The organism is Anaerocolumna aminovalerica (assembly GCF_900115365.1).
Classification (GTDB): Bacteria; Bacillota; Clostridia; order Lachnospirales; family Lachnospiraceae; genus Anaerocolumna; species Anaerocolumna aminovalerica.
Genome location: NZ_FOWD01000003.1, coordinates 118,946 through 140,494 on the forward strand (window position 1 = coordinate 118,946; position 21,549 = coordinate 140,494).

Annotated in this window: 20 protein-coding genes; 4 read left to right on the forward strand and 16 right to left on the reverse strand. The window is 34.2% G+C overall.

Features of this window, described 5'->3' with window-relative positions; genetic code table 11:
• Positions 1 to 242: 242 nt before the first annotated feature.
• The 10 genes from spoIVA to BM183_RS02695 form a co-directional block, all read right to left on the reverse strand.
• On the reverse strand, positions 243 to 1,751 hold the full coding sequence (gene spoIVA / locus BM183_RS02650; RefSeq protein ID WP_091684227.1) for a stage IV sporulation protein A: 1,509 nt from the start codon (positions 1,749 to 1,751) through the stop codon (positions 243 to 245).
• A 158-nt stretch (positions 1,752 to 1,909) separates the two neighbouring features.
• Positions 1,910 to 3,235 carry a sugar ABC transporter substrate-binding protein gene (locus BM183_RS02655; protein WP_091684228.1) on the reverse strand — a complete coding sequence of 442 codons (1,326 nt, stop codon included), beginning with the start codon at positions 3,233 to 3,235 and terminating at the stop codon, positions 1,910 to 1,912.
• Positions 3,236 to 3,465: 230 nt separating this feature from the next.
• The gene (locus BM183_RS02660) at positions 3,466 to 4,443 is read right to left on the reverse strand and encodes a Gfo/Idh/MocA family protein (RefSeq protein ID WP_091684229.1); all 978 of its coding nucleotides are present in this window, start codon (positions 4,441 to 4,443) and stop codon (positions 3,466 to 3,468) included.
• Positions 4,444 to 5,457, reverse strand: a complete 1,014-nt coding sequence (locus tag BM183_RS02665) for a Gfo/Idh/MocA family protein (protein ID WP_091684230.1) — start codon at positions 5,455 to 5,457, stop codon at positions 4,444 to 4,446.
• Complete coding sequence (locus tag BM183_RS02670) at positions 5,450 to 6,499, reverse strand: Gfo/Idh/MocA family protein (protein ID WP_170847870.1); 1,050 nt, start codon at positions 6,497 to 6,499, stop codon at positions 5,450 to 5,452. The genes BM183_RS02665 and BM183_RS02670 overlap by 8 nt, the downstream gene beginning before the upstream one ends.
• A gap of 40 nt (positions 6,500 to 6,539) precedes the next feature.
• Positions 6,540 to 7,616, reverse strand: a complete 1,077-nt coding sequence (locus tag BM183_RS02675) for a dihydrodipicolinate synthase family protein (protein ID WP_091684232.1) — start codon at positions 7,614 to 7,616, stop codon at positions 6,540 to 6,542.
• Positions 7,617 to 8,636, reverse strand: a complete 1,020-nt coding sequence (locus tag BM183_RS02680; RefSeq protein ID WP_091684233.1) for an NAD-dependent epimerase/dehydratase family protein — start codon at positions 8,634 to 8,636, stop codon at positions 7,617 to 7,619.
• A 14-nt stretch (positions 8,637 to 8,650) separates the two neighbouring features.
• Positions 8,651 to 9,652 (reverse strand): zinc-dependent alcohol dehydrogenase, encoded by a 1,002-nt coding sequence (locus BM183_RS02685; protein ID WP_091684234.1) that lies wholly within the window; start codon positions 9,650 to 9,652, stop codon positions 8,651 to 8,653.
• A gap of 34 nt (positions 9,653 to 9,686) precedes the next feature.
• Positions 9,687 to 10,502 (reverse strand): carbohydrate ABC transporter permease, encoded by an 816-nt coding sequence (locus tag BM183_RS02690; RefSeq protein ID WP_091684235.1) that lies wholly within the window; start codon positions 10,500 to 10,502, stop codon positions 9,687 to 9,689.
• 15 nt (positions 10,503 to 10,517) lie between these two features.
• Complete coding sequence (locus tag BM183_RS02695) at positions 10,518 to 11,453, reverse strand: carbohydrate ABC transporter permease (RefSeq protein WP_207650122.1); 936 nt, start codon at positions 11,451 to 11,453, stop codon at positions 10,518 to 10,520.
• Positions 11,454 to 11,775: 322 nt separating this feature from the next.
• Between BM183_RS02695 and BM183_RS02700 the strand changes: the two genes are divergently transcribed.
• Positions 11,776 to 12,588, forward strand: coding sequence for an AraC family transcriptional regulator (locus BM183_RS02700; protein WP_091684236.1), 813 nt, complete (start codon positions 11,776 to 11,778; stop codon positions 12,586 to 12,588).
• Positions 12,589 to 12,728: 140 nt separating this feature from the next.
• Here the strand turns inward: BM183_RS02700 and BM183_RS02705 are convergent, their stop codons facing one another.
• From BM183_RS02705 to BM183_RS02720, 3 genes are all read right to left on the reverse strand, one after another.
• Positions 12,729 to 13,061, reverse strand: a complete 333-nt coding sequence (locus tag BM183_RS02705) for a DUF3784 domain-containing protein (RefSeq protein WP_091684237.1) — start codon at positions 13,059 to 13,061, stop codon at positions 12,729 to 12,731.
• Between the two features lie 189 nt (positions 13,062 to 13,250).
• On the reverse strand, positions 13,251 to 13,781 hold the full coding sequence (locus tag BM183_RS02710) for a GNAT family N-acetyltransferase (RefSeq protein WP_091684238.1): 531 nt from the start codon (positions 13,779 to 13,781) through the stop codon (positions 13,251 to 13,253).
• 343 nt (positions 13,782 to 14,124) lie between these two features.
• On the reverse strand, positions 14,125 to 14,844 hold the full coding sequence (locus BM183_RS02720) for a DUF5131 family protein (RefSeq protein WP_091684239.1): 720 nt from the start codon (positions 14,842 to 14,844) through the stop codon (positions 14,125 to 14,127).
• Positions 14,845 to 15,262: 418 nt separating this feature from the next.
• Between BM183_RS02720 and BM183_RS02725 the strand changes: the two genes are divergently transcribed.
• The 3 genes from BM183_RS02725 to BM183_RS02735 all read left to right on the forward strand — a co-directional run bounded on the left by BM183_RS02725 (position 15,263) and on the right by BM183_RS02735 (position 18,234).
• The gene (locus BM183_RS02725; RefSeq protein WP_091684240.1) at positions 15,263 to 15,925 is read left to right on the forward strand and encodes a response regulator transcription factor; all 663 of its coding nucleotides are present in this window, start codon (positions 15,263 to 15,265) and stop codon (positions 15,923 to 15,925) included.
• Positions 15,922 to 17,310 (forward strand): sensor histidine kinase, encoded by a 1,389-nt coding sequence (locus BM183_RS02730; RefSeq protein ID WP_091684241.1) that lies wholly within the window; start codon positions 15,922 to 15,924, stop codon positions 17,308 to 17,310. Before BM183_RS02725 ends, BM183_RS02730 begins: the two co-directional genes overlap by 4 nt.
• Positions 17,311 to 17,472: 162 nt before the next feature.
• Positions 17,473 to 18,234 carry a hypothetical protein gene (locus BM183_RS02735; protein WP_091684242.1) on the forward strand — a complete coding sequence of 254 codons (762 nt, stop codon included), beginning with the start codon at positions 17,473 to 17,475 and terminating at the stop codon, positions 18,232 to 18,234.
• Between the two features lie 256 nt (positions 18,235 to 18,490).
• Here BM183_RS02735 and BM183_RS02740 read toward each other — a convergent pair whose 3' ends face one another.
• The 3 genes from BM183_RS02740 to der are packed head-to-tail and all read right to left on the reverse strand — an operon-like array spanning position 18,491 to position 21,475.
• A complete protein-coding gene (locus BM183_RS02740) occupies positions 18,491 to 19,504 on the reverse strand; it encodes an NAD(P)H-dependent glycerol-3-phosphate dehydrogenase (protein ID WP_091684243.1) in 1,014 nt (337 codons plus the stop codon).
• A 20-nt stretch (positions 19,505 to 19,524) separates the two neighbouring features.
• Positions 19,525 to 20,148: a glycerol-3-phosphate 1-O-acyltransferase PlsY gene (gene plsY / locus BM183_RS02745; protein WP_091684244.1), complete on the reverse strand. Its 624-nt coding sequence runs from the start codon at positions 20,146 to 20,148 to the stop codon at positions 19,525 to 19,527.
• Position 20,149: 1 nt separating this feature from the next.
• Positions 20,150 to 21,475 carry a ribosome biogenesis GTPase Der gene (der, locus tag BM183_RS02750; protein ID WP_091684245.1) on the reverse strand — a complete coding sequence of 442 codons (1,326 nt, stop codon included), beginning with the start codon at positions 21,473 to 21,475 and terminating at the stop codon, positions 20,150 to 20,152.
• Positions 21,476 to 21,549 lie beyond the last annotated feature (74 nt).

Consider the following 21,549-nt stretch of genomic DNA (forward strand, 5'->3'; position numbering starts at 1 on the left):
AATTAAGTTGTTACAAATATATTAAATCTATTACAGGGTTATTATAACAATGGTTCATAATTTTGTCAACTAAATGTCAAACTTTTTTTAATTCTTAGGTTAAATTTATAAAATTATTAAAAAAATAATTACTGCATCAACAAAATCCTATATTTTATTCTATATGCGTAGAATATCTTACGAAAATATTAATATTTCTTAAAAAATAAAAAAAGCGGATGTATTTATCCGCTTATTTATGGTTATATAATGATGCAAATAATGCCGCCATTGCTGTCATTGATAATCTTTTGCATAGTTTCCTGAAGTTTTAATTGGCTTTCGTCAGACATTTTATTAATCTTAGTATTGATGCCGTCATCTACTAATTGTTTAATGGACTTTCCATATATATTAGTTTCCCAGATTCCTTCCGGCTCTTCAGCAGCATTCTTATTAATGTAAGCAATTAAATCTTCTGCCTGTTCTTGAGTCCCTACGATAGGAGCAATTTCAGTTTGAATATTTGCCTTGATCATATGAATGGATGGCGCTGTGGCTTTAATCTTAACACCATATTTATTACCATGTTTCATAACCTCAGGTTCTTCTATCGTAATTTCCTCTCTGGAAGGAGTAACTACACCATATCCTCTTGTGCGGACATCCTGACAAGCATTGCTTACTTTTTCATATTCGTTCTTCATATTGGCAAGCTCTCTTAAAGTAGCAATCAGCTGATATTCATCACTGATTGGCACACCAATTAAGTCGCTTAAGATATTATAATAATAAACATCATCAAAATCCACCGTAACTCTTACGGAACCATTCTCCATTTCAATCTTATCGATTTTGAATTTTTTAACATACTCACTATTGGTTTCCATGTTTTCTGCTTTTACATCACGGATCAATGAAACGTTTCTCATTAATTCTTTAATGGAGTTGATTAAATCTTGTTTTAACCAGTGATCATCCGGTAACATTTCAGCCCATTTAGGTATGTAAAAATCAATTTCGGATACCGGAAATACAGATAATATGTTAATCATGATTCTATGAATGTCATCTTTTTTCAGCTGCTCGCAATTAACCGGCAAAACAGTAACATTATATTTTGCAGCAATTTCATTTGCCAGATCAATGGTACTCTCGGAATAAGGCCTATTGGTATTAAGTAATACAATAAAAGGTTTTCTTAATCTCTTTAATTCATTTATAGTCTTCTCTTCTGCCGGAATATAATTTTCTCTTGGTATATCGCCGAAACTTCCATCTGTTGTTACTACAATGCCGATTGTAGAGTGATCATTAATAACTTTTTGTGTACCAAGTTCCGCAGCTTGGGTAAATGGGATTTCATAATCAAACCACGGAGTTTTCACCAAACGTTCCTGTTCATTCTCAATATGGCCCGATGCGCCATTTACCATGTAGCCAACACAATCAATAAGACGTATGTTTACTTTAGTTCCTTCTCCTAAATTGATTTCAGCAGCTTCTTTCGGTATAAACTTTGGTTCTGTCGTCATTATGGTTTTACCTGCTGCGCTTTGTGGTAGTTCATCGATGGCTCTACCCCGACTATATTCGTCTTCTATATTGGGTATTACCAATAGATCCATAAATCGTTTGATAAAAGTAGATTTTCCAGTTCTAACCGGCCCTACCACGCCTATGTATATTTCACCGCCTGTCCTAGCCTTAATATCATTATATACATCGTATATTTGATTTGATAAGTCAAGTGACGATAATTGTTCTAACATATGCCGTCCTCCTTTCAGTTATATCTAAACATATGCAATAAGATTTCATTTCATGACTCGTTTTATTAGGTCAGACTAAGGGAATATATAATAAAATTATGGATAGGAAACAGAATAAACTGTACCTACCCATAATTCTATTTATACACAATATATGTTTAGTTCATTTCCATTGTTATCATATCCGCTGCTGCATCTGCTGCTTCTTGAGGCGTCAGGCTTCCCTCCAGCATAGCTTGTAACTGTGCTGTTACATTTGGCATAAATACTCTTGCTGTTGAATGAATTACACCAGGTTTAGCAAGACTTACATATTGGGCTAATTCTTTCATTGGAGCATTGGAATCATAAATATCCAATGCAGAAGCTCTTGATGGTATATACCCCGTAAGGGAGTTAAATGCCCTTTGATTCTCTGTATTTGTCATAACACTTAATAATTGTGCGGCCTTGTCGGCGTTAGGTGATTTAGAGGACACTACGAACATCCCTGTTACACCAAAGGTAACTCCTTCAAGTGGAGGTCCTATTACATAATTATTCATTCCCTGGCTTTCCATTAAGGTCAGCATGTACGCTGAACTAAAGGAGGCTAATGCTTTTCCTTCCAGAAACATAGAAGACTGATCTATTGAGGTTATGGAGTCTGCTGGGAAATAACCTGAATCATATTGTCTTTTTACCTCTTCCCAAGCTTTTACTGATTCAGCACTATTAATAAGTATTTTGTTACCTTCACCTATTATATCACCGCCAAAGGCCCAGATGTAAGGATAAAGAGTGGCATTTAGTGAATTTCCACCTTCGAAGGTACGGGCATAGTATCCTCCTGCAACTGCTGCATCTGCCAGCTTATTGAACTCCTCAATAGTATCCGGGAGATCATCCGCACTGCCGCCAATCTTAGCCAGTATATCCGTATTATAGAACATTGTCTGAACTTCTCTTAAAATTGGAAGTCCATATAAATGACCATTATATGATACGGCCTCTATGGAAGTTTTTGAAAAGTCTGAGTAATCAAAATCTGAACCCAAAAGCTCATCTACAGGTGCAAGAACCTCTTTATCAGCAAATTGAGTCATCATGTCAGGTATGAGATAAAAAATATCCGGGCCTTCGTTTGTTGCTAAAGCCGCAAGCATTTTTTCTTCCCTGCCTTTCCAAGGAATTTCTTCAAATACTATAGTTGCGTTTGGATATGTTTTCTTAAATTCTGTTGCCATATCATCAAAAACTTTGTTTTGATTATCAGCTAAATCCGTGGATACAAATGGATGTGTCCATACTGTAAGTGTGAAGCTCTCATTGGTATCAGTTGACTCTGTTTTTTCTAAATCAGCAGTATCTGTACCCTTAGTTTCTTCCCCCGTTGCCGATACGGCAGAATCTGACGTATCAACTTTTTTGGTTGAATTACAACCGGTCAAAACCACTATTGACAGGCTGACTGCAACCAACATTTTTAATACCTTCTTCAACATAAATTTTCCTCCCTAATTTTTAATTTTGCCAAAATGATAATATACATTCCCTCGTTAATCTGTATATATTTCCTATATATCATCACCCTGACAGTTGTATTTTAGTACAATATATATAATTAGTAAACTAAATGCCTTGCCAATTAATATAACTAAATTGCCATATTATACTGTACCTGATACTCATGTTAGTAAATTGCTAAAATTATTACTTTAGTTTCATTAAGCTATTACCCTTTTACAGGTATTCCTTTTTCTATAGACTCATAAGCCTTAATAGCAACTTTTAAAGCAAATAACCCATCCTCTCCAGATATTGGCGATAACCTGTCATTATCGATAGCATCTGCAAAATCTTCCAACATAAGCCGATTCATATCATCACCCCAATAGCTTTGCAGACTCTTTGTATGTTTGTTAGAATACAAATTGCCATGTTGCTTAAATGAGTCCACATTTATGCTTCCTTTTGTACCTATAATGTTAAGAGTTACATCTCCCCAGGTAGGAAATGATTTTGGCCTATTCCAGGATGTGTCCAATGTAGCATAAGGACCATCTTTAAATTGCATAAATATTAGACCTGTGTCTTCCACCGGTATATCATGTATGTACCTTCCGCCTTTAGCAAAGACTTCTTCAACCTCTTTGTCTAAGAACCAGTGCATTATATCTGCTACATGTATTGTATGGTCAATTATAGCACCGCCTCCGGATTTTTCTTTATCTACAAACCATCCTCCCGGCATAGTACCATGATTAGTTCCGGTTATGGCTACTATTTCACCAATTTCACCATTATCTATAATTTCTTTCGCCCTAACTATAGACGGAATATATCTGCATGGCAACGCCACCATAAGTTTCACACCATTCATCTTACAGGCTTCTATCATTTTATTACCATCTTCAATAGTGGTTGCTATGGGTTTTTCCACAATCACATGTTTTCCGGCCTTGGCAGCCTCTATAGTAAGTTCAGCATGTTTTATATTAGATGAGCATATACATACAGTATCCACTTCTTTGGAAAATATCAAATCAGAATATTTGTCATAATACTCTATACCATATTTGTCAGCTAAGGGTCTTCCCACTACTGTATCAGGCTCTGCAAGACCAATAAGATTAATATTTCTTATATTTAACGCCTCTTCTATATAGGAATCGGCATGAATATGTTCACACCCTATTATTGCCAGATTCATTTATACCACCTCCTTTGGATATACTTTTTTACCGGTCTTCATAGATTCCATTGCGCATAAAGATATATAAGCTGCTTTTATGGCATCGTTGCAGGATATAGGTGTATCTGTGTTATTTTCTATAGCTTTTATAAAATCGATAATTTCCTTAGCATAGGGATTGGTTCTTGCTGTCAAAGGACTTTCCGGTATGGCTACTCCATCCGATGCACCGGATTCCGTATTTTCGATTTGACAAATAATTGGAATCGAATCTTCTGAGTTGCTTTGATAAATCCCTTCTGTTCCTACAATTTCTAATTTGGTTGTAAAAGGAGAACCTGCTGGCTTTGACCAATCCCCTTCGATATGTGCAATAACACCATTTTTAAATTCCAACATCACAACATCATATTCATTATATCTTTCATGTTTATAAGCATTTCCCTTTGCATAAACCTCTTTCACATCTCCAAAACAGTGCATAAGAAAATCTATATCATGGATTGTCATATCATGAATAGCGCCACCGCTTAAATTTATATCTTCATACCATTCCCTTATCCTTCCGGGATGTACTCCCCCACGGTAGGTTCTCACCATAACAGGGCGTCCTATATCACCGTTTTCCATAATCATTTTTGCAGCTTCATATTCCGGAAAATAGCGGAGCACATGTGCTATCATAAGCTTAACCCCTGCTTTTTCTGCTGCATCACGCATCTTCTTACCTTCTTCCATTGTCAAGGCTATAGGTTTTTCACATAGTATATGAAGTCCTGCCTGGGCAGCCTTTACAGCATATTCACAATGCATGCTTGTTGGAATGCATATATCTACCATATCAATATCTTTCCTGTTAAAAATTTCATCTCCATTATATAATGCTAGTGCACCCAGATAATCTGCCATTTTATCAGCACGCTCTTTTATTACATCGGCTACAGCCACTACTTCGGCTTCATGTATATGCTTATAACATTCAGCATGTGCATGAGCAATTCCGCCACATCCTATAATACCTACTCTAATCATGATTACCTCCTATTTCCATAATATCTTTATATATTCTTTTATTTTTTATTGAAGATTCGTATATGGACAGGATTATGTCAAGAGCCCTCTTTCCTTCTCTGCCATCTATTTTTACCGGTGAATTGTTAATTACTGATGTGTAAAAATCTCTTATCTGTGTAATATGAGTATTTCCCCAATAAGCTTTTCCTGGTATTACTTCATCATTTTCTTCTATTATCTCATAGTACTCTTCCCCATCAATATCCACCCAAGCCAGATCCTGTTTCATTCCCACTTTTCCATATTCACCAACTACTTCTAATTCTATTGGTGCATCATAGCCAAAACAGTTTGTAGCATACAAATGATATAAACAGCCGTTCCGGAATTTTACCAGAGCTTCAGCAGTATCCTCGACTTTCAGATATTCATGATTTCTGTTACTTATATTACCTTCTACCCATTCTACATCACTTCCTACCAACCACTGAATTCTGTCTATAGAATGTATTGCCTGATCAATTAAAACTCCTCCCCCTTCCTTTTCCCATGTACCTTTCCAATCCGAATCGGCATAATAAGATTTATCCCTTGACCAGGATAAGTATGATCTTGCACAGTTTATTTTTCCTAATTTCCCTGAATCAATTATATTCTTGATGTGAGTACATCCCTTTGCATATCTTGTCTGAAATATCACTCCCAGTTTTATTCCCATTTCCTCAGCGGCAGAAATCATTCTGTCTGCATTAGGAATATTTATAGCTATTGGTTTTTCTGTAAGAACATGTATTTTGTTCTTCATCAACTCTATAGCAATTTCATGATGTGAATAGTGTGGTGTTGCTATATGAGCCACATCTATACTGTCACCCATACATTGTCTGTAATCATTAATTGCTTTACAGCCATTAAACTGCTCTGCAAATGTTTTCGCTTTATTTAAGTCTGTATCTACAGCATAAACTACTTCTGCAAGATCACTCAACTCTTTAAACACCTGTGCGTACATTTCTGATATTCTCCCACAGCCTATCATACACACTCTAAGTTTTTTCATATATATGACCATGCTCCTTTCACCCATTTACCGTCTGTTCTTACTTTACCCTTACTATTTCTTTCCACTTTTCTATATTATCAGCAATAAACTTATCATCATTTAGTTCCGGATATGACATATAAACTCTGTCTATCTCTTCCATTTGGCCTTCCCCTAATATTTCTTTTTCATCTAAACACCAATTGCCTTTAAGCAGCCCTTGTCTTGCTAATATTTCATTTATTCCTGGTATACATCCGAAGAAATTATTATTTACATCGAAAAAAGCAGCATTACAGTCTGTAATTTGGGTTCCCAAGCGTAAAAGGTCTTCAAAACCGGCCCCTGTTTCTTTAGCTTTTTTTATCTTTTCAAGCAGCTCCACTGCTTTACTGGTCCATACTGCCCAATGCCCCAGTAAACCACCGCAAATTTCTTTTTCTATAACATGACCATTAATGTTAAATTTGTAGGTTGTAAGTAAATCAGCAACAATATTATCATCATTTCCTGTATATATTGAGATTTCTTCACAGCGGTTGGAGCTGCACACAGCTCTAAGTACATCTAATGTGTCATAGCGGTTGAAGGGAGCTGTTTTTATTGCCAAAACGCCTTCAATGTCCGCAAATTTCTTCCAAAATTCATAGCTGAATCTTCTTCCACCGGCATTAGGTTGAAGATAAAATCCAAAAACCGGCATAATATCTGCAATTCTTTTTGTCCTTTCTAAAATTTCATACTCCGTATAAGAATTCAGTCCTCCCATACTAAGTAAAACCATATCGTATCCTATTTTTCCAGCAGTCATAGCTTCTTTTCTTGCTTGTTCTGTTTCGCCGCATACTCCTGCAATTTTTATAAAAGGCCTCTGTATATTTGAGCTTATAATTTCATCATGTACCACCCCTAGTAATCTCTCATAGAGATTGTGTTTAGCATCCCTTATATTAAATTGTGTAGTATGTACACCAACTGCAATTCCACCTGCCTTTGCCTCAAGATAATAATGAAGCAAAACTCTTTGGGTGAATTCATCAAATACCCTGTCCTTAGTAATAGCCAGTGGGCAGGCTGGTATAACTGTTCCTGTCCTGAGAAGATTTAAAATATCTCTATCCAATCCTTTTGCCATCTAATATTTGCCCTGCCTTTCTTGAAAATGTGTGGGTTTGTCTATTGTGTCTCCGCCATTTAGCAACCATTCTGATGTAATATCTATCATCTCCCTTATAGTGGTTTTAGGATATCCGAATATTGCATGAGCCTTAGAAGCGTTGCTAAGCAAAGCTATATCTGATTCACTACCTATAAATTTAGGAGTTTTATTAAATTTCTCTGCAAATCTTTCCGCCATCCATCTTATAGAAACAGTTTCAGGTCCCGTAACATTAATTATATTTGCCGGTGTACTTGCTACACGGAGAGATCTTATCGCCATCTCACAAGCATCTTTCTGCCATATAACATTTGCATGGCCCATAGTTAAATCAATGGGCCACTCATTTAGAACTGACTGAGCAATCTCCGATACGATACCGTATCTTAGATCTATGGCATAATTTAACCTAAATATAGTCGTTGGTGTCTTATTCTGTTTTGAAAAATATTGAAATATTCTTTCTCTGCCTAAGCAGGACTGTGCATATTCCCCCACTGCTTCCGGGGGAAACTCCTCGGAAGGTGCTCCTTCAGACATCTTAACCAGTGGATACACACATCCCGTAGAAAAAGCAACTATATTGGAATCTTTATATTTGCTGGCTATCCTTCCCGGAAGATATGAGTTTATGGCCCAGGCATAGTCTTCATTTCCTACGGTACCAAATTTATATCCCACCATATATATAACATTTTTTACTTTTGGAAGACCTTCCAGTTGATTTTCTGACATAAAATCGCATTTTATAGTTTCTATTCCCTCAGACTCAAGTTCTTCCCGAATACCATCACTCTCTGAAAATCTTGCCACACCATATATTTTTTTCATGCTTTCTGATTTATTTGAAGCTCTTTTAACTAACTTAGCCAGATTAAGCCCCATTTTACCACTAACTCCCAAAATCATAATATCCCCATCTATTTCTTTCATATCATCAACTAACTCTTCAGATGGTATATACATGCTTTCTTTTAAACTTTCAACATAATTCATTTCTGCCATCACCTCTATATATAAGATATTATTTTTGTCAGACCTGCATAAGTTCCTGTTTCTAACTCTGGGTATGCAGACTCTGCATCATTGATCTTTATGCTATCATTTATGTAATCCTCAACTATTATCTTATTCTCAGCAACCAGCCTTATAAACTCTTCCATATTACGGCCTTCTGTCCATCTTACATAACCGTATGGGTAATCAATTGCTTGAAATTCATAGACTTTATCGTATCTTCCCGGACCGCCTGCTTTAGAAATCATTATTTCTATTTCTTTATCAAACATAAGGCCCCTATCATAGTGAGGCTCTATATCCCCTACGATAATACTTTTGCCTCTATGCCTTAACCACTCCATACTTTTGTTAGTCTGATATCCTGCACTTCTGCCGGCACATAAAAACACAGCATCTGCTCCCCGATCACAAGATATTTTTTTAATGTAATCCTCCATATCAGCTTCATTAACGAATGTTTTTATTCCAGTAATTTTTTCAAACAATTCCGCTCTTTTTTCTGTATTATTCAGAGGAATAACTCGTAATGCTGAAGCATTGGCTATCTGGCCTATAAGCTGCCCAAATATACCAAGACCTGATACCACTGCAATTTCCCCAAACTGTAAACGAGCCTGCCGTAATGCATGGATAGCTATAGCTCCCAAACCAACTAAAGCTGCTTCTTTTAACCCAAGGCTATCAGGAACTTTAACGCATAAGGTCTTAGGTACCAATAGATATTCACTATGAGACACATACGGCGCCCCATAACAGGCAACCCTATCACCGGGTTTTATGTAATCTACTCCTTCTCCAACCTCCACCACTTCGCCAGAAGCGCTATATCCAAGATTAACAAGTTCATTCCCGCTGTTCTTAGTCATAGTTAACTCCGTTCCCGGACTTATAGCTGTATAGCTTGTTTTAACCAATATAAAATTATCTTTTATATTAGGTATTTCTCTTTCTATAATACATATTTTTCCTTTCAATGCACAAATACTTTTCATTATAACCTCGATTCCGGCCCTTTAACGCCTCTTTTTATTTTATTCCGGTGAATGCTATCCCTCTGGTAAAATACTTTTGGAAAAATAAAAACATTAGGAAAGTTGGTATAAAGGAAAATACAGCTCCGGCCATTTCAATTCCAAAGTTTCCTTCCTTAGTAAGCAGAGAAGCCAGTCCAACCGTTATAGGATACATTTCTTTGCTGGTTGTGAATATAAGCGGAGTCAAGAAATCATTCCAGCAAGTTATAAATGCAAAAGTACCAACCGTTGCTATTACAGATTTAGATAATGGGGCCATAATTCCGAACAAAATATGAAAATCATTGGCACCGTCTATATATGCAGCTTCTTCCAATTCCTTGGGAAGTTGAAGCATAAATTGTTTTACAAAAAATACCCCCATTATGTCCCATACCCGCGGAAGAATAAGTGGTATATATGAATTAATCCATCCGATTTTGTTAAACATGATATAGCGTGGTATAATAAGGATTTGTGATGGAACCATAATAACAGCCATCATAATCCAAAAGATGAGATTTCTTCCCTTAAATTGCTTTTTAGAAAATATATAACCTAAAACCAGAGCAAAAAACATTTGTAAAGCGGTAGGTATAATTGTAATAACCAGTGAGTTTTTTATCCAAGTCAAATATTCTGAATTTTTAATGATAAAATTAAAGTTAAATAATGACAGGTCTTTTTGTATCCAGGTGAAGGGATTGCCTACAGGTATTTTCATTTTTATCATACTGCCTATTATCATGATGATAAAAGGTGTCAGAAATAATATGGCTAATATTGTTAACAGTACAATTGAAATCAATGATGTCTTCTTGCTTTCCATAATATGTTTCCTCCATTAATCAAGATCTTCCCTTATAACTTTTTTCTGTATAAGGGACAGCAATAATATTATTACAAACAGTACATAGGCAAGAACACTGGCATATCCGAACCTTAAAGAAGAAAATCCTTGCTTATACATATAAAATACGATAGTGTTAGTAGAAAAATTAGGTCCTCCATTGGTAAGAAGAAATGCCGAATCAAATATTTGGAATGAACCTATGGTGGTAACTATTGCTACGTAAAAATGTATTGGTGTTAATAAAGGAAAGGTTATCCTTGAGAATATTCTCCATTTTCCTGCCCCATCTATCTTGGCAGCTTCATATACTTCTTCTGATATACCGTTAAGTCCTGCAAAATAATATATCATGGTACTTCCTACAACCTTAAATACACTTAAACTTGCCAGTACGAGTAATGCCTGCTTGGAACTGGCCAAGAAGAGCTGCGTATTCAGACCTAAGAATGTTAATACCTGGTTTATGATTCCTTGTTCTGAACCCATAAAAATCCACTTCCATATACCGGATATAACTACAAAGGAGGTTACAACCGGAAGGAAGAATATGCCTTTAAAAAAAGTACCAACTTTCTTTTTCTGTGCAAATATCATGACTGCCAAAAACAACCCTAATGCCATAGTGGGAACAATATAATAAATAGAAAACTTTACTGTGTTTTTAATAGATTTCCAAGCAATAGCATCATTAAAAAGCCGTTTCCAATTGCTCAATCCGTTAAACTTTGGTGTTCCTACTATAGACCAGTCCGTAAATGTAAGCACAAAACTAAATATTATAGGAATAAGATAAAATATTATAAATTGTACCATTACGGGAATGAGAAACAGGTATACGATACCGTATTTCGACAGATGCTTTTTAGCCTTTTCTGCCATAGGCGGTTTCTTTCCCTTATCCGGTTTACATCCTGAATTCACTTTCACTTCTGCTTACCTCCTCATGCTTTCGTCAATATTATGTATATTCTGCTTGTGTGATAAAAATTTAGAAATAAAAAGTTATAATACTAAATATCTCACTATCTATATTCTAATTAAAATGTTCTGAAAATTAAACAAATTACTTTGCCAATTAATAAAACTATATTGCTTTTTTATCGAAAAAAAGATAAAATATTGCATTTTAACAACTTTGTACAAAGGTTTTCATTAAGAAAGATTATTAATATTCACAAATTGCATTTATCTTTTCGCATTTTTGTGGTACAATTTTACTATAATCTCATTGTAAGGAAGTGTTTATATTATGAAAGATTTTGTTTATGAGTTACACTCTTTCATGGAGCTGGATTTTCCCATAATTTTTGATTTCTATAAGATGGATTCTTCTTTCAGTGAAGTCTTCTACCATTGGCACATAAATATCGAAATGTTGTATTTTATTTCAGGCAATGCGGAAATCTCTATCAATGGAGAAATCATTTTAGCTTCAGCCGGTGATGTAATTATAATAAATTCCAATTATATACATGACATAAAATTATATGGTAGTGAATGCAGTTATTATTGTTTGATTATGGATAATAATTTTTGCCGTGATATCGGCTTTGATATTACAGAAAATATATTTTGTGAAAAAACCAATGATCCAGAAATAGTCAATATATTTAATATAATAATTCGCGAATCAACAAATAAACGTCTTCACTGGAAAAGGGCAATTAGAGCATTATGTATAACCATGAATATATTATTATACCGAAACCAAATAGTAATAAATAAAGAACGAATTGCCAGTAAGAATAAATCAGAATTAATTAAGAAAGCAATTGAATACATAAATAAGAATTTGAAAAATGAATTTAGCTTAGACGATATCGCATCTGAGCTTTGTATAAGCAAGTACTATTTTTGCCGTATTTTTAAAGAAATAACAGGACAAACATTGAAAGGCTATCTCCTTACCACCCGTTGTCTTCATGCCCGGACACTATTAAAAAAGGGGAATATAAATATTGTAGAATGTGCTGAAATGTGTGGTTTTAATAACCCTTCATATTTTTCAAAATGCTATAAAAATCAATTTGGCTATCTTCCGTCTTGTGAATTAAAAACATGATACAAAACAATTTCAATTGTTCACTATTGCTAGGATCTATATTGAAAAATATGAAGGGATTTTAGCATATAAAAGTTGAATCAAAAAATTGAACAGCTTATGATAATTGATAAAAGGAGTTATATCTTCGACTCCTTTTATTAAATTGGACCATTTAATACAGTATCCATTGTAATTTTAACAACGTAACTAATTAGAAGAATAACGACTATTCCTATAGCATAATTTAACCATAACCATATAGTTAGAATCTGCAAAGTCAGTAATAAGAATATAAGTCCTAACAATCCAAAAACAATTGTTGCACGACGGTACTCCAGCTTTTTATCCATCTTCTCTTGTTTTTCTTTTGAGGCAAATAAATAGTTATTAGTTAATATCGGACCTTTCTCTTTTGAAGTAAAAAATGCGTATACAAACATTAATACGGAGATTATTCCGGAAATTAATGCAGGAACTATTTCACTTTTCATTTAAGGACCCTCCAATTAGAATATACTACATTATATGTTAATATCGTTTAACATTCCAATTATTATCTGAAGGATTATAAATCATTTTAAATTTTATTATTATATAGAATTAAGTAATTTATATCTTAATAATATTTAGAATAGCCATTTTGCTATTTTGATCTAATATAAAATCTCAGTCTAATGGGATTATAAGTTTAAATTATAGAATTCTTCTTTTGTTATAGCATAGCATACATCATCATATTCAGTACCGTCGAATATTTTTGTGGCTTTTTCTTTTGTTTCTATGTATTGAAAACCTAGCTTTTCTATTACTCTTTTTGATTGAATATTAAATGGAAAATGTACAACTGATATTATCTCTAGTTTTAGAATACGAAAGGCATATTCCATAATACATTTTGCAGCTTCATAAACTAGACCTTTCCCCCAAAAATCTTCTGATAAAACGTACCCTAGGCTTCTTTCATGCTCCCTACTTGAACAATGCAACCCTATAGAACCAATTACTTTTCCTGTTGCTTTAAGGCAGATTGCCCATGTCTCATTTTCTTCTATGAACATTTGTAAAATTTTCTTGGTTTCTTCTATGTTAGCATGGGGCTTCCAACCAGCCATAGGGCCTACTTTTTTACTTTTTGCATATTCGTATAAATCTGCTGCATCATTCATATTCCATTCTCGTAGAATAAGTCTACCGGTTTCTAATTGTTCCATAATTTTCTCCTTGTAATTCACTTTAGTTTTTAATGTTTATTTGTCAACCTGCTTCAAATGCTAATTAAGGTACTGAACTTTTTATCCATTATGACTAGTCCAAAACATGTATTTGGCAACATCGGGGTCACTCTCCCAACAATCGAAAACATTTTTCGCATCATCCAAACAAAATGGTCGTAATATTAATCTTTCTGTTTCTAAAATGGGTGTCTTCATTCTTTTAATGCCTCTTTCTATTATTTAAGTTTGTCATTCTCCGATTCTTATATATAATATATGCTCATGATGTTTTATAAACTTTATTTCTTAGAAAAAGTGTATCGTGGCCTTCACTTAACACTTACATTCTAGAATAATTAATAGTGGCTTTTCTGGCCTGTGCACATAAATTTTGCCGTGAAACTTTATAAGTGTTACCATCTTTTATAAATATGGAACCCAACTGTCTAAATTCAAAACTTACATTCTTCTTTATACACTGTTCCCTAATGTCTAAAACCCACTCATAATCTAAAGGCCTTACATTGCTTCCAGATTCTCCCCCAACAACGACGCATTCAATTGTATCATCTAAAAAATCCAGAATATTAATTTTTTCAAGCATAGGCTGTATAGTTATCATTTTATGCTTAATAGGTAGAGTTTTTAGTACGGAAAGCCTTTCATCTGCTCTATTTTGATTTTCAATAGTAGTACATATTGTTACATTGTTATATCCATCCTGAAAATCCTCAGGTAATCCAATTGGAAAACGTTCAATTCTTTTTGTTAGAAATAGAAAATGTAAATCTTCTCGGATTTTCATCATTTCCCATGCTTCTTTTCTCCAATCATCTGCTTCTTCAACGAAGAAGTCGCTGTTAAAACATAAAAATACGGTTTGTCCGCTTTTTATTTTATAATTACCCTTTTTATCTTTTTCTATGGGTTTATAAAATTCTTCTGTTTTATATATTTTATCAGTGTCAATTCCTTTTCTAGCATCCGCTCTGTGTATATAACAATTGGCACATCCTTCACTTTTTTTATGACATCCCCGCCATGGATTCCATACAGCCATAAAAGCCTCCTGTACTTTAAAATGTATGATAAATAAACTACTTATTATACTCCCAACCCATTAAACTAGTGTAAAACGGTTCTTGTATATTCAGTTAACGGTTGTTCTTCTAGGGACCCAATGATTCTAACCATGCCAAAGTTTCTTCATCATCTTTATATTCATTAGGATGTTTTCTAATTTCTAATACTCTATTCATGATTTTGACATTAGGGAATTTATATCTTTTATTCTATATATTATATATGATAAAAAAACAAATATCTACCATTATTTGTTACCTTTAAAAGGCTTTTCGTTAACAATATTTTGATATATAATCCTAAAATACTTAATTTATTTATAAACCAATTGTATAAGATGAAACACAATTAATTCTATGTTATACTATTGATATCTAAGCAAGGAGGTTTACAATATGCCACACATTTTGGTTGTAGATGATGAAGAAGCAATTAGTGACCTGATTGTTATGAATTTGAATATGGTTGGCTTTACCTGCAGCCAGGCTTTTAACGGACAAGAAGCCCTAGAAGCTATGAATCAAACAGAAATTGATTTATGCTTACTGGATGTTATGCTGCCTGGAAAGGATGGTTTCCAACTGATTGATAAATTTAAAGAAACGAATATACCGGTTATTTATTTAACAGCCAAAAGTTCCCTTACAGACAGGGTAAAGGGGTTAAACCTTGGAGCGGAAGATTATATAGTAAAACCCTTTGAGACGCTGGAACTGATTGCCCGCATAAAGGTAGTACTTAGAAGAAACGGCAAGGGTCAGAAGAATTTTCGATTAAAAAATGTAGAGGTAAGTTTAACAGAACGGACTGTTGTAAAGAATAATCTGCAGGTAGAATTGGCAGCCCAGGAATTTGCACTATTGGAGGTGTTAATACAAAATCAGAATTTGGCACTTACCAGAGAACAATTATTAGAAGCTGCATGGGGTTATGATTACTTTGGAGAAACACGAACTGTAGATATGCACATCCAAAGGCTTCGTAAAAAACTGGATTGGGAAGATGTCATAAAAACTGTCTATAAGTACGGATATAGATTGGAGGCTCCTAAAGGATGAAACTATGGCTGAAAATATTCTTAAGTATTCTCCTGCTATCTTTAACTACGTTATTCATAAGTACAAGCTTTGTAATTAACAAAAGCCATATTTCCAATATTAAAAGAGAACAGGAGCGGTCTATTAATGAATTTGATTTAATTAAGTTATCCATTCAAAACAATGTTGACTTAAACATTTCCTCCAAGAATACTATTAAGATTGTTGCAGCCAGATATGGTGAGTATTATGAAGAAAAAGGAATTCATCTTCTACTTTATCATAAGGGTGAATTTGTATACAAAGGTTCAGAATTAATTAAACAAAATGACTTAAAGAACTTTTTATCTGTAGAATCAGGTACAAAAACAATTCAGATCTTAGAAGAAGGTAATCGCCATTATATTGTATTATCCGGATTATTCTTGGATAACAACCAATCCACACTTATATATATAAGAGACATACAAAGTATCTATGATGCCAAATACCAAAGTATACAGATGTCCGTTGCCTTAGCTTTTTTATTCGTACTAATCCTTGGGATTTTTTCATATCTTTATGCCAAATGGATTACAAGACCAATTGATTCTCTTCATAAAGGGGCAATTGCCATATCTGGCGGTGATTATAGTGTTAAAATCAAACGAACCAGTGATGAATTTGGCGACGTTGTAAATGCATTTAACGATATGGCAGAAGCCATTGAAAATAGAACGGAACAATTAGAACAAAAAGCAAAGGAACGTCAGGTATTTATTGATGATTTGTCTCATGAAATGAATACTCCTCTCACTTCCATACAAGGTTATGCGGAATTTTTACTTAGTGCCAATGCATCTGACGAACAAAAACAAAAATCAGCAAAAAATATCTATACAGAAGCAAAACGGATGAAGGATATATATACAAAGCTTATGACAATTACATTTGCCAGGGAGCAATCCATTGAACTCATTAAAATACCTCTGAATACACTTATAGATGAAATTACAGATGCTGTTACACTCCAACTAGAGGAAAAAGATATAAAACTAGTTCATCAAATTCATTTACCCATAATCCTAGGAGATAAGACTCTGATTTATATGTTATTAATCAATTTAATAAAAAATAGTATTCAAGCCATTGAGAATGGTGGAATTATTGAAATTAAAGCTTATGAAGAAAATAAGAATTCTATTCTATCCATAAGTGATAATGGAATTGGTATTCCAAAGGATAAACTTGAGGAGGTTGTAAAACCATTCTTTCGTGTAGATAAATCAAGGTCTAGAAAAACTGGCGGTGCTGGTTTAGGTCTGTCTATCTGTAAAGATATTGTATCACTGCATCATGGTGAACTGATTATCGAATCAGAACTTGGAAAAGGGACTATGGTAAAAATAATTTTACCAATGAAGTAAAATACCTAAGATGTATTACTTACACTATTAATTAGCATATTCCAATATATTTATTTACAACTTTGTTACAACTTATTTATTTGCTTGATATGACTAAGGTTTATTATAAACTTATATAATAGAAAAACTATTATGCAAATAAATAGGAAAAGGATGAGGAAAATGAAACGAAAAATATTTATTGTTATGTTAGTTACTACTACTACTTTAAGTTTGTATGGATGTTCTAAGGCAGATATAGAAATGAATCCGGTTAAGATTGAAGATTCCAATACATATCTTGATACGACTTTATCGGATGAAACCAATGAAAACGAAAAGCAAAACACGGAATTAACGGATAAAACATTAAATGAGAACTCTGCTATTGATTCTACAGTAAAAACTACTTCTGAAACCGAAACAAAGAATACTTCGGCTAATTCGGAACTTGAAGGGAAAGAAGTAGATCTTAAAGTTGAAATAGAAGGCTCTACAGAAACCGTAAAAGGGAAAATACATGTCAGCGAATCAGGCTATCAAATGGCATATGATTCGGAACGTTATGTATTATCAAGGGAATTAGGTGTTGACAGTTATATGGCTAAGAATCCAGATCCCAATGTATATCCATATGTATTCTTAAATATAAGCAGATATTCTAATAAGAAAATGGATGATTATGCAGATCAATTGGAAAAAGAATTTGCTGACGAACAATTATCTCACGCCATAACTAAATATAAAGTAATTGGAGAAAAACAGTATAAAACAATTTATTTAAGAACACAGACAGGGTATAATTGGGACTCTATTATAAGGGAATATTATATCTTACAAGACGAAAGTGACATCCTGCTCATAGAAACCCAATACTTTTTAGAGGCCGAAGAAGGACATGGCGCCAGATTCATGGCTATGTTAGATACTTTAAAAATACAATAACCAGTTTACTATAATTTATAGTAATCACCCTGCAAATCCATTGAAATAGAGTTCATTTCAATGGATTTTATTATACCATATTGGTAATAGAACTATAATTAATGTCATCATTAATGTTATCCAAGTTATATATATATATTTGAAAATAAATAATGATGGGTATATGAATATGAATTAACTCATCTACTCCATCATTATTGTTTAATTGGTAGTATGTTCTAATTTGGTTATAAAATATTAATTATATTATTTTTACTTATTTCTCCCATTTTAAATCCGAATATTCTCTTGTCTTATCACGAAGCAGAAGATCGTTTACGGCTTCTTCCGGAGATTTGTTTTCAAATAATACTTGATTTATCTGTTCCACAATAGGCATTTCTACATTGCATTTTCTAGAAAGTGCAAGTGCTGCTTTTGCAGAATATACGCCTTCCACCACCTGCTTTACTTCTTCCATTGCAGCATCCATAGAATAACCTTTTCCAATCAAATAACCAGCCTTACGGTTTCTGCTGTGGTGGCTTGTACAGGTTACGATTAAATCACCCACACAGGAAAGTCCGGCAAAAGTTTCTATTTTACCGCCCATAGCAATGCCAAGACGGCTGATTTCAGCAATTCCTCTTGTCATAAGGGCTGCCTTTGTATTATCTCCATATCCTAAGCCGTCAGCTATACCGGCTGCCAGTGCAATAACGTTCTTCAAAGAACCGCCAAGCTCAATACCAATTACATCAGGGCTGGTGTACACACGAAAACGGTCACTCATAAAGATATCTTGTATAAAATGAGCAGTTGCTTTGGATTCAGCACCTACTACTACAGTTGTAGGAATTGCCCGGCTTACTTCTTCCGCATGGCTTGGACCGGATAATACGGCAATATCTGCATTATTTAATTCTTCGTGTAAAATATCAGTTAAAGTATCTAAAGTTGTTTCTTCTATACCTTTACCTACATTTACAACGATTTGCCTTTCCTTGATATAAGGTCTTGCTTTTTGGGCTGTTTGTCTTACATAAGGAGAAGCTACTGCAAATACGATAATATCTTTTTCTTTGCAGGAACTTTCCAAGTCATCGGATATCCTTACGGATTCAGGGAGTTTTGCTCCGGGAAGTTTTTCCTTTAATTCTCTGGTTTTTGATAAAATATCTACTTCATTAGCAAGTGATGACCATAGGGTTACCTCATGTCCATTATTTCCAAGCAGGATAGCCAAAGCAGTTCCCCAAGCTCCTGCCCCTAAAATACTTACTTTTGCCATTTAAAAAATACCTCCTAAGTTTACTTGTCTATTTTCACCTTTTGACCGATTTTATTCTCGGTTCCACTCATTAGTCGTTTTATGTTGGAACGATGCTTAATAAAAGCAGATAAAGTAAATATGATACCAACTATAATCATATGTAAATTACCTGGATAAAATATTATTATCCATATTGGTAATAATGTGGATATAACTAAAGATCCAAGTGATACATATCTTGTTACAACTACGATGATAAGAAATACAACCAAAGCAGCAACTGCAAGTCTCCAGTCATAAGCTAACATAACTCCGCCGGTTGCTGCAATTCCCTTACCACCTTTGAAGTGCAGCCAAAAGGGAAAATTATGTCCTAATACAGCACCAAGACCGGTATAAAGCATTAAAAGATTGAGAGCTTCATAATCCGGAAATATAACTAAACGGATGAGTAAAATAGGAAGAATTGCCTTTATGGCATCTCCTAAAAACGTGAGTAATCCGGCTTTCCATCCTAAAGTACGAAGTGCATTGGTAGTTCCTGCATTTCCACTTCCATATTTGCGAATATCAATTTTATTCGCTTTTCCAACAATGTACCCTGTTGAAATACATCCAAAGCAATAACCAAGTACTAAGCAAATTAATATTTTTATGAACATACTATTCCTTTTCCTTTCGCTCCCTGATGAAAAACTTTAATGAGGTTCCAGCAAAGCCAAAGGCCTCCCTAATTTTATTTTCTATATATCTAGTATATGAGAAATGCATCAAAGATTTGTCATTTACAAAAATAACAAATGTAGGCGGTTTTACTGCGACTTGTGTTATATAAAATAATTTTAAACGTTTTCCTTTATCAGATGGTGGCTGCTGTAAGGCAACGGCTTCAGTCATAATTTCATTTAAAACACCGGTAGCAATTCGTAAATTTTGATTTTGAATTACCTGCTCTATTAAATCAAATAACTTATTTAATCTTTGTCCGGTTAATGCAGAGACAAAAATCATTTCTGCATAAGGCATGAAGGCTAAAACTTCTTTTATCTTATTGGTATGCTTATAAATAGTCTTATCGTCTTTTTCAATAGCATCCCATTTATTTACCGCAACAATAATACCTTTTCCACGTTCATGTGCAATACCTGCTATTTTGGCATCCTGTTCCGTAACACCTTCTGAAGCGTCGATAACCAGGACAACCACATCAGCTCTTTCTACTGCAGTTACCGTACGGATAATACTGTAACGCTCAAGATCTTCCGTAATTTTATTTTTACGGCGAAGTCCGGCTGTATCAATAAAGATATATTCTTTTCCATGGTATTTTACAGTGGTATCTATAGCATCCCGGGTAGTTCCTGCAATGTCAGATACGATGACTCTATCTTCTCCAATTAATTTATTGATTATGGAGGATTTCCCAACATTTGGTTTTCCTACTATTGCAATTCTGGGACGTTCATCTTCCTCTTCTGCCATATCTTCTGGTCTAAAAAATTTAATCACTTCATCTAACATATCTCCCAGCCCAAGTTTTGAAGAAGCGGAAACTGGATGGGGATCTCCAATTCCAAGATTGTAGAATTCATATACATCAGGCATGAATTTATCAAAATTATCAACCTTATTAACAACTAAAACTATAGGTTTACCGGAACGTCTTAACATATCTGCAACTTTAAAATCAGCATCTACCAAACCTTGCCTCACATCTACGATAAACATAATAACATCTGCTGTTTCAATGGCAATTTCTGCCTGTTGCCTCATATGTGATAACATTAAATCTTTACTTTCTGGTTCAATACCTCCTGTATCAATCATTGTAAATTGATTGGTCAGCCATGTAACATCAGCATAAATTCTGTCTCTTGTTACACCTGGATGATCTTTTACAATTGAAATTTTCTCTCCTGCTAATGCATTAAACAACGTTGACTTTCCTACATTGGGACGGCCAACAATTGCAACTATCGGTTTACTCATATTTATAACCTGCTCCTTTCAAAGTCTGGAGACTTTGTGCCCAGCACAAATCTCCGGTTGAAAGAATTTCAACT

Bases quoted from the DNA above. Each gene is read 5' to 3' on its own strand.
- plsY (WP_091684244.1), bottom strand. From the start codon at position 20,148: ATGTTCATAAAAATATTAATTTGCTTAGTACTTGGTTATTGCTTTGGA.
- BM183_RS02675 (WP_091684232.1), bottom strand. From the start codon at position 7,616: ATGGCAAAAGGATTGGATAGAGATATTTTAAATCTTCTCAGGACAGGA.
- BM183_RS02685 (WP_091684234.1), bottom strand. From the start codon at position 9,652: ATGAAAAGTATTTGTGCATTGAAAGGAAAAATATGTATTATAGAAAGA.
- BM183_RS02705 (WP_091684237.1), bottom strand. From the start codon at position 13,061: ATGAAAAGTGAAATAGTTCCTGCATTAATTTCCGGAATAATCTCCGTA.
- BM183_RS02710 (WP_091684238.1), bottom strand. From the start codon at position 13,781: ATGGAACAATTAGAAACCGGTAGACTTATTCTACGAGAATGGAATATG.
- BM183_RS02660 (WP_091684229.1), bottom strand. From the start codon at position 4,443: ATGAATCTGGCAATAATAGGGTGTGAACATATTCATGCCGATTCCTAT.
- BM183_RS02700 (WP_091684236.1), top strand. From the start codon at position 11,776: ATGAAAGATTTTGTTTATGAGTTACACTCTTTCATGGAGCTGGATTTT.
- der (WP_091684245.1), bottom strand. From the start codon at position 21,475: ATGAGTAAACCGATAGTTGCAATTGTTGGCCGTCCCAATGTAGGAAAG.
- BM183_RS02665 (WP_091684230.1), bottom strand. From the start codon at position 5,457: ATGATTAGAGTAGGTATTATAGGATGTGGCGGAATTGCTCATGCACAT.
- BM183_RS02740 (WP_091684243.1), bottom strand. From the start codon at position 19,504: ATGGCAAAAGTAAGTATTTTAGGGGCAGGAGCTTGGGGAACTGCTTTG.
- BM183_RS02725 (WP_091684240.1), top strand. From the start codon at position 15,263: ATGCCACACATTTTGGTTGTAGATGATGAAGAAGCAATTAGTGACCTG.
- spoIVA (WP_091684227.1), bottom strand. From the start codon at position 1,751: ATGTTAGAACAATTATCGTCACTTGACTTATCAAATCAAATATACGAT.
- BM183_RS02670 (WP_170847870.1), bottom strand. From the start codon at position 6,499: ATGAAAAAACTTAGAGTGTGTATGATAGGCTGTGGGAGAATATCAGAA.
- BM183_RS02730 (WP_091684241.1), top strand. From the start codon at position 15,922: ATGAAACTATGGCTGAAAATATTCTTAAGTATTCTCCTGCTATCTTTA.
- BM183_RS02680 (WP_091684233.1), bottom strand. From the start codon at position 8,636: ATGAATTATGTTGAAAGTTTAAAAGAAAGCATGTATATACCATCTGAA.
- BM183_RS02655 (WP_091684228.1), bottom strand. From the start codon at position 3,235: ATGTTGAAGAAGGTATTAAAAATGTTGGTTGCAGTCAGCCTGTCAATA.
- BM183_RS02720 (WP_091684239.1), bottom strand. From the start codon at position 14,844: ATGGCTGTATGGAATCCATGGCGGGGATGTCATAAAAAAAGTGAAGGA.
- BM183_RS02735 (WP_091684242.1), top strand. From the start codon at position 17,473: ATGAAACGAAAAATATTTATTGTTATGTTAGTTACTACTACTACTTTA.
- BM183_RS02690 (WP_091684235.1), bottom strand. From the start codon at position 10,502: ATGGAAAGCAAGAAGACATCATTGATTTCAATTGTACTGTTAACAATA.